General features: G+C 53.3%; 12 protein-coding genes. 5 read left to right on the forward strand and 7 right to left on the reverse strand.

Features of this window, described 5'->3' with window-relative positions; translation table 11 throughout:
* Positions 1-366: 366 nt before the first annotated feature.
* From C4520_21265 to C4520_21285, 5 genes are all read right to left on the reverse strand, one after another.
* Complete coding sequence (locus C4520_21265; GenBank protein ID RJP14537.1) at positions 367-2,148, reverse strand: carbon starvation protein A; 1,782 nt, start codon at positions 2,146-2,148, stop codon at positions 367-369.
* A 266-nt stretch (positions 2,149-2,414) separates the two neighbouring features.
* Positions 2,415-2,861 carry a DUF3568 family protein gene (locus tag C4520_21270; protein ID RJP14538.1) on the reverse strand — a complete coding sequence of 149 codons (447 nt, stop codon included), beginning with the start codon at positions 2,859-2,861 and terminating at the stop codon, positions 2,415-2,417.
* A 273-nt stretch (positions 2,862-3,134) separates the two neighbouring features.
* Positions 3,135-3,533: a DUF3568 family protein gene (locus C4520_21275; GenBank protein ID RJP14539.1), complete on the reverse strand. Its 399-nt coding sequence runs from the start codon at positions 3,531-3,533 to the stop codon at positions 3,135-3,137.
* 86 nt (positions 3,534-3,619) lie between these two features.
* Positions 3,620-4,408 carry a peptidase M48 gene (locus tag C4520_21280; protein ID RJP14540.1) on the reverse strand — a complete coding sequence of 263 codons (789 nt, stop codon included), beginning with the start codon at positions 4,406-4,408 and terminating at the stop codon, positions 3,620-3,622.
* A gap of 11 nt (positions 4,409-4,419) precedes the next feature.
* Entirely contained in the window at positions 4,420-5,688 is a 1,269-nt protein-coding gene (locus C4520_21285) for a tripartite tricarboxylate transporter TctB family protein (GenBank protein RJP14541.1), read from the reverse strand.
* Positions 5,689-5,804: 116 nt separating this feature from the next.
* Here C4520_21285 and C4520_21290 point away from each other — a divergent pair, with 116 nt between their 5' ends.
* From C4520_21290 to C4520_21310, 5 genes are all read left to right on the forward strand, one after another.
* A complete protein-coding gene (locus tag C4520_21290) occupies positions 5,805-9,170 on the forward strand; it encodes a hypothetical protein (protein RJP14542.1) in 3,366 nt (1,121 codons plus the stop codon).
* Between the two features lie 53 nt (positions 9,171-9,223).
* Positions 9,224-9,745, forward strand: coding sequence for a hypothetical protein (locus C4520_21295; protein RJP14543.1), 522 nt, complete (start codon positions 9,224-9,226; stop codon positions 9,743-9,745).
* Positions 9,746-9,778: 33 nt separating this feature from the next.
* Positions 9,779-9,976 (forward strand): hypothetical protein, encoded by a 198-nt coding sequence (locus tag C4520_21300; GenBank protein RJP14544.1) that lies wholly within the window; start codon positions 9,779-9,781, stop codon positions 9,974-9,976.
* Positions 9,977-9,981: 5 nt separating this feature from the next.
* Positions 9,982-11,391 carry an Asp-tRNA(Asn)/Glu-tRNA(Gln) amidotransferase subunit GatA gene (gene gatA / locus C4520_21305; protein ID RJP14545.1) on the forward strand — a complete coding sequence of 470 codons (1,410 nt, stop codon included), beginning with the start codon at positions 9,982-9,984 and terminating at the stop codon, positions 11,389-11,391.
* Positions 11,392-11,566: 175 nt separating this feature from the next.
* Positions 11,567-12,007 carry a dehydratase gene (locus C4520_21310; protein ID RJP14546.1) on the forward strand — a complete coding sequence of 147 codons (441 nt, stop codon included), beginning with the start codon at positions 11,567-11,569 and terminating at the stop codon, positions 12,005-12,007.
* Between the two features lie 25 nt (positions 12,008-12,032).
* Here the strand turns inward: C4520_21310 and C4520_21315 are convergent, their stop codons facing one another.
* Together C4520_21315 and C4520_21320 are read right to left on the reverse strand one after the other, a co-directional pair.
* Positions 12,033-13,718 (reverse strand): hypothetical protein, encoded by a 1,686-nt coding sequence (locus tag C4520_21315; protein RJP14547.1) that lies wholly within the window; start codon positions 13,716-13,718, stop codon positions 12,033-12,035.
* Position 13,719: 1 nt separating this feature from the next.
* A complete protein-coding gene (locus C4520_21320; protein RJP14548.1) occupies positions 13,720-14,307 on the reverse strand; it encodes a VanZ family protein in 588 nt (195 codons plus the stop codon).
* Between the last annotated feature and the right edge of the window lies 1 nt (position 14,308).

Below are 14,308 nucleotides of genomic sequence, written 5' to 3' on the forward strand. Positions count from 1 at the left end.
TTTCAGAACGAAGAAGGAGCACCGGTGCGGGCGGAACAATAAAACGCGCCGCGCTCCCAGCCTATCATCTTGTCCTGTCTTTATCCCCTCAAATAATTAAATTTTTGGGAGGCGGCGCGTTCTATAATCTGATGTAGTTATACTATGCCTAAGTGCATCTTCCATGCCAGAAGACTTTTTGGGGGCGACATCATCAAAATCTTGTTGATATGCGCTGGAAATCGACGCATTTTATCCTTTTTGAGCGTACAGAATCGTGGGAGTGATCACCTGAATTAAGCGGGGCAAGCTTGTCTTTCTGACAATTCGATTATATTTTTCACAAGAAAAACGCGGCTCAATCTCCTCGCCGGCGGGGGATACACTTTACTTTTGCGCGAACTCGATCTCCTGAGCCGCACCCATTTTCTTCATCTCCAGCCATTTTGAACGAAATGTTTTGGCCGCCACGATGACCACTCCGAGCGACAATGCGAGCAGTAAGAGATCCATAACGAGCAGGGTGTATGCGTGTTTCTCGAGGTAGAGGCGGGGGAGGAGCAGGAGAGACGCTATTGTTGTCACCATCATGAAGATGCCTGGAATGATGATCATCCAGGCGATTTTGCCGCGGCTCATGAACCAGACGGCGATGGAGAACAGGGTCAGCGCGGCGAGCAATTGGTTGGCGGAACCAAAAGCCAGCCAGTTGGTGACAAAGGCATTGTAATAGGCCATCACCAGCATCAGCACGGCCGACAGGCCGGAGTTGAACCAATAGGAGCGCATGGCCTTCGGCGGCGACGCGAGGATGATCGACCACAGCTCCTCGAACAGGTACCGGTTAATACGAACAGCCGAATCGAGTGTTGTCACTACGAAACCTTCCACCATCAGGATTCCGAAAATAGTCCCGATCGCGGTCGGAATCCCAAGCGATGAATTCAGCAAATGCCCGACGGCGAGCGAGAATGCCAGGACGGGATTGGCTTTTCCGCCCGCCAAGGTGGGCCAGACAAGACTCTTATAATCGGAAAAATTCAGGCTGCTTGCCAGCGCTAGCACTACTCCGACTGCAAGAGCCGATTCCAGCAGCATCGCATTGAATCCGATGCTCTTGGTCGCCCGCTCGTCGCGCACCTGTTTTGAGGTTGTCCCTCCTGCAGCAAGTGCGTGGAAACCGGAAACGGCGCCGCAGGCTATCGTAATGCACAACATCGGCCAAATGAATCCGATATGACCCGTGCCCTCTGCTATGTTTGAGGCGGGCGCGCTAAAATGCAGGCTCCCCGAGAATCCACCCGCCACAAGCCCCGCCGTCAAGAGGCAGATACCCGCGTACAGGAGTTGAACGTTCGTGAAATCGCGCGGCTGCAGGATGATCCAAACGGGGATGCCGGCCGCCAGCGTCACATAAACGGCGAGAATAATCATCCACGTCGTAGGTTGGAGCGTAATCGGAACCTGAAATCCTATGACGACGGAGATAATGCAAAGCAGGGCGGCCAGAAGAAACACATACGCCACCCGTACATTCTTCTTGTAGAGCAGATACCCCAGGAGCGGAGCCATACCGGTGATAATAATCACAGAAGTCGACGCAATCCCGCCAATCCGCCCGAGCAACACTCCATCGTTGTTCACCCTTGTCTTCAGAAGGGTCTGGTCGGCCGTCAGCCCGAGTTTCTCAATGGGCCATTCGGAGGTAAGTGATACCGCCGTCGCTTTTAAAAATGATGATGTTACCAGGAGGATCATGATGATGGTGAAAATAATGAAAAGAGTAAATCCGGTCTTTCCCATCGCCCGTCGGGCGATCTCGGATATCGAGCGCCCTTCCTCGCGCACGCTCGCAAAAAGCGCCGAAAAATCGTGGACTGCTCCGATAAAAATACCCCCAAAGACAATCCATATCCATGCGGGCAAATATCCGTATAGAAGGGCGAGTGTCGGCCCGAGGATCGGACCGGCCCCGGCAATCGTGGCGAAATGATGCCCGAAGACCACGGAGGTCTTGGTGGGAACGAAATCGCGGCCATCATTAACTACAACGGCGGGCGTCGGGCGTTCCGCGTTCAACCCGAAAAATCTTCCGATGTAATTGCCGTAAATCCTGCCGGCCAGTACGTAGAGAATAACCGCAACGAACAGATAGACAAGCACCTGCACCGCATTATCCTCCCCGATGTTAATAAGAAACGGCGGACGGACCGAGACAAAAAAATCATATCAGAAGTGATTTACGAGGTCAAGCAGACTGGCTGAGCCGCGGCACTCAACGGTACGTGCCGCACAGGGAAGCGACAGGGGCGCGAGATTCAGCGTTTATTCGCGCCCCTCCTATGGCCGTCAACGAGAATCGCAAGCAAGCAAAAAGGCAAGACTTGCTGCGCTTGCCTCTCGGTTTGTGAGAAGCTGTTATTGTCTCCTCAAGATCAAAGGTTGCGTCTGATCGCATCTGCAATTTTTTGGGATTTGGCCTGGTCGCCGAAGAAGCCGACGCGGACATCCACCTTGGTTACATTGTCCGCTTGAGGCTCCAGATCAATCGTCACATCTTCGCCGGTATCAGGGACTGAGCCCTTTATGGTACCGCCAAGTTGACTTGTCTCATCCTGTACTACCGTGATGTTCAATTCGTCAAAGGCTTCGAGAACCGCATCGTGAGTCGGCGCTACGGCGTTCGGAGTGGTGAAGCTGAGTTTCCCCGCCTGCCATGCGTACGTGCCCGCGCCGGCCGCCGCGCCGGCCGCAGCCGCGCAACCATATACCGCAACTGAAAGGCCTACCAGTACCACGAGTGCGACTGAAACACGTGAGTTCGGCGTCATCGGAATATCCTCCTTTTTGGAAAATGCTCTCTTTTCACAAATATGCGCCATCTCGAAGCGGCACGCTATAGAACCGGAAGTTCAATAAGATCATATCCTTACACATGGTTGATTCGCAGGATCGAATTTCAGCCTTCGTCTGACTGATTTCGCTATTCCCGCAATACGTTCTACTATATACTCTGATGCAGCATTATTTGCTTCATAATGGAACGGAAAATTTGTAAAACTATATAAAGATGCCGTTCCATAGAGATCCGTGTTTCAGCATGATGCGGATTCGATGGAAGGGTTTCTACGGGAAGAATTGGAGAATTTTAGAAGCTATCGAAGGTGCCGTTGAATAGCGTCGGCGATCTTGGCTTCCTGGTACTGGTTTCCCCAAAAGCCCACCCGAATATCGATTTTGGTGATATCTGTGGCCACCGGCTCGAGATCGACCGTCACCTGTTCGTCGGTAGTGGTCAGCCCAGTGAGTTTGCCGCCAAGCGTGCTGGTTCGATCCCCTGTGACATCGATCTCAAGGTCTTTGAAGGCGGAAAGAGCCGCGGCATGGACTTCGGCTACTCGATGAGCCGTCGTGAAGGTGAGTTTCCCACTTGCCCATGCGTATCCGCCCGCCCCGGCCGCAGCACCCGCCGCCGCGGCAGCGACACAACCCGATACCATTACGGTTATTAAAATTGCCAACGTAAAAAATGCATTCCCACGACGCATGCTCATGCTCCCTTCGTTACCGCCGATATTCGGATGCTAAATATATACATACAAATCGCTCTTACCACCAAAAGTACTGAAGTTGGAGGAAATTACCGCAATTCTCGCTCCAGAATGGCCGTGTAACGCTCCGGATAATATTGCACAGGTCTTCCCGGTGGAAGCTTGGCGATCTCTCTGGCCACGGTATCTACCCTGTCCTCAGACATGGGATGCGTGCTGAACCAGCTCATCACTCGTGAAGGGTTCGACTCCCTCATTGCCGCAAGCTTTCGATGGAAATCAACCATTGCTGTCGGATTGTATCCCGCCTCGAACATGTATCGCACACCCAGCCGATCAGCCTCCAACTCGTCATTGCGCGAGAATTTGAGCATACCCAGAGATGTGGCAATGTTTGTTGCCAGCGCTGTTGCGGCTGCAGGATTCTCGCCCAGAAGTATCTGGGTCAGTATTTGTGCGCCAACCGACGTTGTCAACTGCTCGGTCGCGTGGCGGGCAGTGATATGACCGATCTCATGCGCAAGCACGCTGGCCAGTTCAGCCTCATTATCCGCATATTTCAGCAAACCGGTATTCACATACACCGGACCACCCGGCAGCGCGAACGCATTGACTTCGTCGCTCTCAATGATTTTGAACGTATAAGGCAGATCGGGTTTTTCCGTTTTACTGGCAATCCTATTTCCAATGTCGCTGATGTAATCCTGAAGCACCGGATTGTCCAGCACCGGCTGTTCTCTCTCAATTTCCTGAGAAAGCTGTTGTCCGAGACGGATTTCCTCCTGGGGAGGAACAAGGTTGAAGCCGCCAGTCGTCGCGCAGGAAGAAGCAAACAGCAACGACACGAGGACAGATATGTATTTCAATGAACGTTTCATGAACTCCTCCTTCAATTAGTTCGACTGACAGGTTCGTTTTCCGTTGGGGGAGGCGAATGCTCGTTCAAATGTTCCGCATCCAACTGCACAAGCATCTTCTCGAGCACGTGCAGTGCCGGCTCCAACTGGTTCGGTTGTATGTCGGATTCGTCGGCAGCACCGCCTTCAGGCGGAAGAGACGTGAAAATAACATACGGAAACTCCTTTCCGGCAAATCCTCTAAACTGATCTGGCTCAACAGGCAGGATCTCCGGCGTTCGTTCGCCGGCGGCGGCAGCATCTGATGACAATATCCTGAGCAGGCGCCGCTCCGAGAGCGGGTTTTTACTCCGCTCTTCAAGGGGGAACAGGAACGCGAGTCTCTCCCCCCTCCCGATCCTCCGGCAACCGATAAATATGGTCTCGATCGAATGTTCCGGGCTCCGAGAAAGCTTTTTCGCAAATGTTTTGGCGCCTTGCCCGTCGTCCCCGCCAAAGAAAACAACGGATACCCATGTGTTCTCGAGCCCCAAATCTTCGTTCCTCAGATTCAACGCAAGCTGCGAGAGCATAGCCATTGAACCAACATCCTGCGAGGAACTCGATGCTTCCCTCTTTGCATCTCCTTCATCCCATACGACAAAAGAATACCATGCAAAATACGCCAGACATGCTCCTCCCATTACCAGCAGGATCGTCCGCGCGTCTTCTGAATCAAATTTACCAAAGTGGATTGCCAGTTGCCATAAGCCCATCGAGAGAAACGCAAGCGCCGCGGGCAAAAGAAAGGCCGAAGCCGCCGTCTCGGCAGGCGATAGGGCTTGCTCCTCTTCTTGATATTGTTCATATGGAGCGCCAAGCGCCACCTTGCCGGATGGATTCTGCACCGGGAATTGGACGATGATATTCTCGCCTTTCTTCAATAAAGGCCAACTGACCAGTGGAATACCGAGTGAAAACTCAAAAAAAAGGATACACGGAACAGCAAACGCCGCACCGATTATCACCAACTGCTTCCGCCTGAATACGCCAAAAAGAAAGATTGCGGCTAGAATAAAAGCGGCCCCGCCTGCAAGAGCGGCGCTGTTCCTGGAATAGAAAAACGTCTCGCGCTGAACGTGGAAACCGGCCGTTTGAAAGATCGAATAAAGGTAATCTGCCACATGCCGGTCCGAAAACTGTTCGCGCAGTTTCAGAATGTCCTCAACGTACTTTCCCATATCCGTAAGAGTTCTCAAGAGATTATTCAAGCCGGGAAAACGAAGCGTGTACAAGGCATAATAGCACCTGCATTTTTTCACTGTCAAGGAAAGGCGGCCTCGCGCTCCGCCCGGTTTGCGCCGAAACGCCCTGTCGCATAACTTGCGCCTCTATAATCTGTGTGCTATCATAAGGATGCGTCATCCAGAAAAAGAACTTGGCGGCTGAGGACACCATAGCCTTTATCATGCAAATAGACGCAATAAGAGAGCAATTCTCTCAACCTCCTGCCGAATACTCCCCCACTCCTTTCTGGTTTCTCAATGATAATCTCCAGGAAGATCGCATCGCGCAAAACCTTGAAGAACTCAAAGCAAAGGGTATCTCAAGCGTCATCATCCACCCTCGAACCGGCCTTGAAATCGAATATCTTTCCCCGCTCTATTGGGAGCGAATAACCTTTATCTGTGAGTCACTGAAGCGGCTGCGCATGACCGGATGGCTCTACGACGAATACAATTGGCCCAGCGGTCCGGTCGGCGGCAAATTATTGCGCGAACATCCTGAGTACAAGCAGATAACCCTCGACTACCTGATATTTCCGCCTTCACGACTGATAAAAGGATTGCAGCATCTGAACGCGCACGTATATGCGGCGTTCGAGCTTTCATCCGATACCGTAGTCGAGAAAACCGAAAGTATTCTTAAGCGCCGGTTTAACGACTTGTCCGGGGATGTGCTCCTCTTCTTAAGAAGGACCGTGCAGGTTCTTACCCATGCCTCAACCTGCGCCCCCTGGACCCGAGGCGAAGCCGGCTATCTCGACGTGCTGAACCCCGCCGCCACTGACGAATTCATGAGAATGACGCATGTCGAATACGATCGGCACATCCGCCGCTACTACGGCGACCCTATCATAGGAATTTTCACCGATGAACCCGGGAATTACGGAGCGCTGCCTTTCAGTTCCATTCTTCCTGCCGAATACGAAAGACGTTATCATGACAAGTTTCTCGATTGTCTCCCGAGTCTGGCCGGTCGAATCCCCGGCATTCCTATCGAGCAACAGGTTTTGAATCGCACCAGGTATTTCGAACTCGCGCGAGACATGTTCGCCGGCAATTTTTTTGGGAAAATTGCGGCTTGGGCCTCGGAACGGGGCCTCTTTTTGACCGGCCATCTCAATGAAGATGATAAGATCAACCGCCTGCCAGGCATCAGCGCCAGCTTTTTTCAGCCATTGAGCCGGATGTCGATGCCCGGAATCGACGTGCTCGAAGATAGGCACGGGTTCGATCGTGGTTGCCGCCTGATGGCGCACCCGAATTTCTTGCCGAAAGCAGCCAGCAGCGTTTCGCATCATTGCGGGCTGATGCGAACCTTATGCGAGATATGGGGCGGCAACGGGTGGGAGACCTCGCCGGAGCGGCTCAAAGGCGTCCTGAATTGGACCCAGGCGTGCGGAGTGAACTTCATTAATCCTCACGCCGCCTTCATGTCGTTGCGGGGACTGCGAAAACGAGATTTTCCCGCATCTCATTTTCCGCCGCAGCCATGGTGGCGGTTCTACAAGAAATTCTCCGACTATATCGCACGGCTCAGCTATCTCAACTCCCAAGGGGCGCACGTGGCGGCCACTCTGCTCGCTTTTCCGATGAAGAGCTTGTGGGCCGAGTTCGACCTGAAGGCCGAAGACAGCAAGTTTGCTGATTTGATTGAGCGGGTATCGGAAACCCTGCTCAGGAATCAATTGGATTTCGATTTCCTGTTTGATGAGTTTCTGGACGACCACGAGCCAACGCTCCAGGACGGGCGGATCAAGATAGGAGAAGAGGTTTATTCGATACTGCTACTTCCAATAAATTCAGTGATTCCGGAAAAATTGCTGCAACTGGCAGAACGTTTTGCGGCGGCCGGCGGAAAGGTCTTTGCCTTCGGATATCAACTGCCGGCGCATAACGAATTCGGGCACGAGATATCGAAACGGATCGAGGCGCTTTTCGGAGGATCAAAGCCGGAAAACGTGGAATATCATCACGTGGGAACAGAGAATGATTCCACCTTTTCATGGCTCCTGAAAAAACTTGATCAGTGGCTGCGCCGCGACTTCCAGATCGAGGGGCTGACCGCCAGGAACTTTGCCTACCTGCACCGGAAAACCGACGGGGCGGATATTTATTTCGTCGCCAATCTCTCTGAACAGGAAGGCGCGGTCGATCTGAAATTCCGCTGCGCCGGCCGGCCACAGCTCTGGAACCCTGAAGACGGCTTGATTCAAGACGTGCTCGCATATAGAACCGACAACGTGCATACGACGATTAATCGGCATTTCCATCCGAATGAAGCGGCATTCTTCGTTTTTCTTGATGAGCCTCCCGTCGATCATGTTGATTCCACTAATTTCGTGCTCACCGCCGTCACGCCGGATTTTGTCGAAGGATATGCGAGCGCGCTCGAGGTGAGAGTCGTCCAAAACAATAAACGATATATCCGAACCGTCGAGCAGGCATATCAGCCTCTCCTCCTGCCGAGGCGATGGCAGATTGAGTACCCCTTGCGCAATATCCTGCTGCTTGACCAATGGAAAGTCGAAATGCTTTCGGAGGTCGAGCGACCCAAATGGGATCCCCATGAAGACCCTCGGCTCGGCATTCGCACCCGCCTGATCCTGCAAGCACTCCGCAAGACGATGTCCTTCGCAAAGACATTAACCGGGCGCGATGGCGGTGGAGGGAAACGAGAGACCGCAAAATATCGGCGGCTTTCGCATGCAGTGACATCTGCGGCTAAATGGAGTAAAATACTTGGCATCGACCCTCAGAACTTTGAAGAGGCCGAAGGGATCCTTTTAAAAATGGCCGAATATGCCGGAGTCCCCGTCGGGCATGACTATCCCCCTCCCGCAAGTGCATATGCCATGATAACTTCCTTCGTGATTGAACATGTGCCAGAGGATCTCGCTCTGGTGTACGAGGAGAGCGATGGAAACCCCGTATCGATCCAATTGAACGGCCACGAGATCGACAGAAAACCCGAACCCATTTTCATATGGGACGACTCCAATCGCTTGATCCCTCTCTCCACCCTCGTAAGAAAGGGAGCAAACCGCCTGCGGCTGGAGTGGCGGCAACCAGAATTCCCGACTCTTTTTCCCAGCGTTCATGGTATCGAACCCGTCTGCCTCATCGGCCGCTTCTGGGTGAAAAAGAAAAGGATCGTCGAACAGCTCTACGGCGCGCCGGCCATCCCCTGGGCGGATATCGGTCTTCCCAACTTCATTGGCACGATGACATACAAAGCATCATTCAAGTTGCCGCTCAAATACATCGGCCAGCAACTGCTCCTCAAGTTTTACCGGATACATGAAGCAGCCGAGGTCAAAATAAACGATAAATATGCCGGACAATTGTTGTGGAGGCCGTACGTACTCGACGTAACGCATTTGCTGAAACAGGGAGAGAACAGCATCGAAGTCACCGTCGCCAATACAGCAGCAAACCTGTTGGGCGAGCCGGTCCCTGCGGGAATGATCGGAAGACCATACATCGTGCCCTACTGGCGCCATCGAATCCGCTTCCGCTGATACTGCTGAGACCGTTTGGGAGAGCATTCATTGGGCAAAGGAGGCATTGCAGAATGCATCAAATTGAATTCGATGTCAAGGAGCGTGAAGACGGCTCAATCGAAGTTCGGTTTACTTGGACCCATGATGTCGGCCTTCCCACTGAAAGTGTAGTCAAGAATCAGTACCGCCACTACATGAACAAGGAGGACCTGGCGAATGAGGTGATTTATTTTCTTAATGTCGAGGAAAATTACGGGGAAGAGGCAAGCAAGGATCTCCGCAGTGCGCTCGTTCAGATTCCAACCCGCGCTTTGAAGCTGCTCTCCTTCATGGTCATCGATCTCTGGAGCGAGACCCAGATCGAATACAAACGCCGAAAAATATCCAATCGGCGCAGGTTTCTCGAACTCTCCCGCTCCCTTCACGGGATTCTCTTCGACTTCGCAAAGAAAAAGCCAAACCTGACCTATGGAGAGGTGTTGGCGGCCCTCGAAAAAGAATACAGCGTGATCCGCTCGGGCGCCCAAACCGGGGCGACATTGGGCGAAACCCTGAATCGCCGCTCCAAGCGCTCGCGAAAATCAAAAAAATGATTCACAACACCACCGTCAGATAGAGGAGAGGGTATGTGCGCTGAATGTGATGAACTGACCCCGGACTTCATGAGAAGACAGTTGAATCTCATGGCGGATGTGGAGATGGGCCCCGAGATTGATGCAAATTTTTACCTTTTCGCCGGCCTCATCTCCATGATGAAGATGCTCCAGCCTGAGGGATACCAGCAGTCGATCCCCGCATTTATTTTCCATACCATAAAGGAGTGACTTCCATGCCCAACGAGCTCTGCGATCTGACCATTTCCGAATTGGGTCCAATGATCAAATCACGTAAAATCTCTCCCGTCGAGCTTCTCCGCTCCGTGTTGCATCGAATAGAGAAATTGGAGCCCCGGCTCAAGGCCTATATAACCGTCGATCACGATGCCGCTCTCCAGGCTGCGCGCAAAGCGGAACGTCAGATAAAACAGAATAGATATCTCGGCCCGTTGCACGGTATCCCGATTTCGCTGAAGGATCTGTATCAGACGAAGGGCCTGCGGACGTCAGGCGGATCAAAAATTCTGCAGGAGTGGGTGCCGGACGAGGATGCCACATCCGTCGCCAAACTTCGCGAAGCAGGCGCGGTTATCGCGGGGAAGACCAACCTGCATGAATTCGCGTTTGGCGGGACAACTCAGAACCCTCACTTTGGGGGCGCTAGGAATCCCTACAACCTGGCGCGCATTCCCGGCGGTTCGAGCGGCGGTTCAGCCGCGGCGGTCGCGGCCGGAATGTGCATCGCGGCAACCGGCAGCGATACCGGCGGCTCCATACGCACTCCATCAGCTCTTTGCGGGATCGTCGGTCTGAAGCCCACCTATGGCCGGGTCAGCCTGCACGGGATCATCCCGCTGGCCTGGTCGCTCGACCACATTGGCCCGATGACGAAATGCGTGCGTGATGCCGCCGTGATGCTCTCGGCCATGGCAGGATACGACCCCAAAGATCCTTCGAGCGCCTGCGAGAAAGTTCCTCGATTCGAACGCGCGCTCAAAGACGACGTGAAGAAATTGAAAATTGGAATCGAACCGGCCTTCTGTTTTAATGGAGCCGACGACGAGGTCGAGCAGGCGGTGAGGCGCGCGCTTTCCCTGTTCGAAAGGCTGGGCGCAAAAATCGTGGAGGTCAACCTGCCCAATATCGAGCTGACCAGCCCTATTGAATCCGTCATTATCACCGCCGAAGCAGCCTCCTATCACGAGGAGAATCTGAGGAATCGTCCCCTCGATTTCGGCGAAGACGTGCGCGTGCTTCTCGAGGCCGGAGCGGCTTTCACCGCTGTGCATTACCTCAAGGCGCAGCGCATACGCAGTCTGATCCGAAAAGAGTTTGCGGATGCCTTCAGAAAAATTGACGTCTTTGCGCTTCCCGCCGCGGCGGTTCCTGCTCCCAAAATCGGGGCGCAGACGGTTTCGATCAAGGGAATGGAGACCGACGCGCAGATGGCGCTCCTGCGATATACGTGCCCGTCCAACCTGACCGGCCTCCCGGCAATCTCGATTCCGTGCGGCATGAGCGGCGACGGCCTGCCAATCGGCCTGCAGTTGGTGGGGAAAGCTTTCGACGAAGCGACTCTCCTGCGGGCCGCATTCGCCTTCGAAGCGCACGTCGAACCACTGCCGAAACCGGCGCTCACCTGAACGCTCACGCCCTCATCTCGTTGAGTTGCTCGTGAGATGGGGGCGATTTGTCTGAATATCATGATGAAACCGGTAGGCGGTGAGCATCTTTTTGGAAACTCTTCGAAAGGTGCGATATAATTGCTTCGCTTGAAGAGCCGGTCTTTTGCCTTTCCATCTTTAATGGAGGAAGAGAATGTTCAATAAGTATTTCGACGACATCGCCATCGGGGACAAAGTTGTCAGCCGGGGGAGAACCGTGACGGAGGCCGACCTGGTTAACTTCTCGATGTTTTCCGCCGATTGGTTCCCGCTTCACAGCGACGTTGAATATGCCCGCGCCACGATGTTCGGAGGCCGGATCGCTCATGGGCTGCTGGTCCTCTCCATCGCTTCAGGACTTGTCCCGCTTCAACCCTACTTCACCATCGCATTCTATGGAATGGATCGGGTGCGTTTCATCAATGCCACCCGCATCGGCGATACCATTCACGTTGAGGGCGAGGTGATCGAGAAAGAAGAGCGAAACGACCAGAGCGGCATAATCACCTATCGGCAGACAGTGAAGAATCAGCGGGGCGAGGATGTCGTGGTCGGCATCATGAAAGTTTTGATGGCGCGGGCGAAGCGGAAATGATCGCAAAGGAAACGTCGGCCGGGCGCTATTGAAAATAGAATTCCAACCATTCGCTCCAACAGCGGGGCTGTGTGTCCGGCGAGATACGCACCCTCCACGGATTCCGGACACCGAGCGCAAGCCATATCTCCTTCGAATACGGCCCGAAATCGCGCTGATTTCCGTAATTGAGGAATGAACCGGTGAGGTGATGAATTCCGTCGCCTATGTCATATTCGATGATGTACGTCATCACAGGACTTCCGGTCCATGAGGCGCGCACCATCCCGTGCCTCTCGTTGAAGCGAAGAACCACTCCGTCATACGGAAAAATGAGTTGCGGGCAAAGCCCTTCGCTTCCGCTGTCCACCAAAGCAGATTGGTGCGCGGCAAGCGCGTTCCGGCGGAGAACGTTTTCCCGCTTCCACTCGTCTAAGAGCGTCAGAAGAATATTGGCAGGCTCGGGGTTTTTGTCGTAGACGTTTCGGTGCTCCTTGATGTCTATCAGCAAATCAAAGAGTTGATAGTTTTTTCCTGCCGGGCCTTCTGTCTCGATCAGCTTCCAGGAGTCGGTCCGCACGCATCTCAACCGCGTCTCCTCCATTTCGCCGCTCGCCTGGTATCCGCCGTAAATAGTCTCGGCGAAGGCAGGAATACTCGACTCGCTTCGCTTGCCGGCATCGAAAATGAGGGGCGCCAGAGAGCGTCCTTGTATCCCCGACGGCATCGGGATTCCCGTCAGCTCGAGAAGCGTCGGCATGATATCTATCTGCTGCACTTGCTCCCGTATTTGCACTCCCTCCGGAAGATAACCGGACAAAGACATGATCAGCGGGATTCGCAGCACCTCGTCATACACGGTCGCTGAACGCGATGTCGATGCGTGCCCCACAAAACCATGATCAAACAGCTCCTCTCCATGGTCCGCCGTAATGACAAGCAGCGTCTTCTCAAGCAGGCCGTATTTGTGCAGGCGCGCGCACAGACGGCCCACAAAGAAATCCAACTCGATCACTTCTCCGTCGTAGAGATCGTGTATGATGGCCCGATCCGATTGCTGGAACTTGACCGTGTCGACAAATACGCTGGCGGAATCTGAAAGAACGGCCTTCACGCCCGGTGACACCTGATTTTCATTCGGATGCCCCGAAAGAAAAACTGAGTGAGTGCTTTCCCGCGGCCTGTACGGAAGGTGTACGTTTCGGTAGTGATACCAGAGGAAGAACTTGGAGTCATGATTCTCGTCGATCCAGCGAAAGATCTCCTCGCCATCCTCTTCAGAGAAATACCGTTCTTCGACCGGCCCAATGCGTATGCCCAAAAATTCCGGCAACGTGAGAACAAAACAGATGTTCGGAACTTCATATTCGGCCTCCGCAAAACAGTCGAAAATGGTCGTAATCTCGGAGTCCAGCAGCTGCCCCCGCTTGTCAACCTGATGTACCGGCGGCTGAAGAGAGGTCAAAACGGAAATCAGACCGGGTACGGTCCATGCCGATTGACTGAACACCCGGCGAAAAAGCACTCCCCGCTCGGCAAGCGCATCGATATTCGGACTCGTTGCTCTGTTGTGTCCATAACAGCTCAAATGATCGGCACGAAGCGAGTCCACAGTCAGAAGAATGACGTTGATATCCTCAGGCGCCCGTCTGGGGGATGGTCGCTCCGTCACGAGAAAGAGAACGCCGGCTAAAACAGCAAAAATAAATATCTTTCCTGTACTTCTTCCCATATTATTTCAGCCGCTCCAAAGGCATCTTCCCACGGCTCCGTTTCGTTAACAACGCAATCAGCGCCAGCCCGAAAGCGGATGCAAGACCATTGGTGACGATGTCTCGTGTTTCAAATGTGCGGTTCGGAAGAAAATATTGTATGCTTTCATCGATAGACCCGAAAACCAGTCCGAAAAGGAATGCGAGTGCGTAGGAAAACCTGGTCGAAAAATCAAAAGAGAAAGCTCTCAACGCAAGGAAAACCAGAGCTCCGTACTCCACAAGGTGCAATTTTTCCGCCGGAAATTTGCAGTAGTATTTCAATACGTAACCGTAGCCCATTGACAGCGCCGCCAATGCAATGATCCTGAAAGGGCCGTAGTCTCTCCATGAACCAACCATGATATAGAAAAAAAAGAGCAGCAGCGCAACAGAAAACATATAAGGGAAATTGCTGAAGCCCGCCCCAAAAGTAAGAACCGCTCTCTCCCACACATACGGCGTCAGCGGCAGCGAAATCAATATCACCAACTGCATCAAAATTACGAAACCCCAGGCTCGCAGCCTCAGAGCCTGTTGTGTTTCCGCCGTGACATGCACTTCCGACACA

It is taken from the genome of Candidatus Abyssobacteria bacterium SURF_5, from assembly GCA_003598085.1.
GTDB lineage: Bacteria > Abyssobacteria > SURF-5 > SURF-5 > SURF-5 > SURF-5.

Bases quoted from the DNA above. Each gene is read 5' to 3' on its own strand.
- C4520_21275 (RJP14539.1), bottom strand. From the start codon at position 3,533: ATGAGCATGCGTCGTGGGAATGCATTTTTTACGTTGGCAATTTTAATA.
- C4520_21280 (RJP14540.1), bottom strand. From the start codon at position 4,408: ATGAAACGTTCATTGAAATACATATCTGTCCTCGTGTCGTTGCTGTTT.
- C4520_21315 (RJP14547.1), bottom strand. From the start codon at position 13,718: ATGGGAAGAAGTACAGGAAAGATATTTATTTTTGCTGTTTTAGCCGGC.
- C4520_21310 (RJP14546.1), top strand. From the start codon at position 11,567: ATGTTCAATAAGTATTTCGACGACATCGCCATCGGGGACAAAGTTGTC.
- gatA (RJP14545.1), top strand. From the start codon at position 9,982: ATGCCCAACGAGCTCTGCGATCTGACCATTTCCGAATTGGGTCCAATG.
- C4520_21270 (RJP14538.1), bottom strand. From the start codon at position 2,861: ATGGCGCATATTTGTGAAAAGAGAGCATTTTCCAAAAAGGAGGATATT.
- C4520_21295 (RJP14543.1), top strand. From the start codon at position 9,224: ATGCATCAAATTGAATTCGATGTCAAGGAGCGTGAAGACGGCTCAATC.
- C4520_21300 (RJP14544.1), top strand. From the start codon at position 9,779: ATGTGCGCTGAATGTGATGAACTGACCCCGGACTTCATGAGAAGACAG.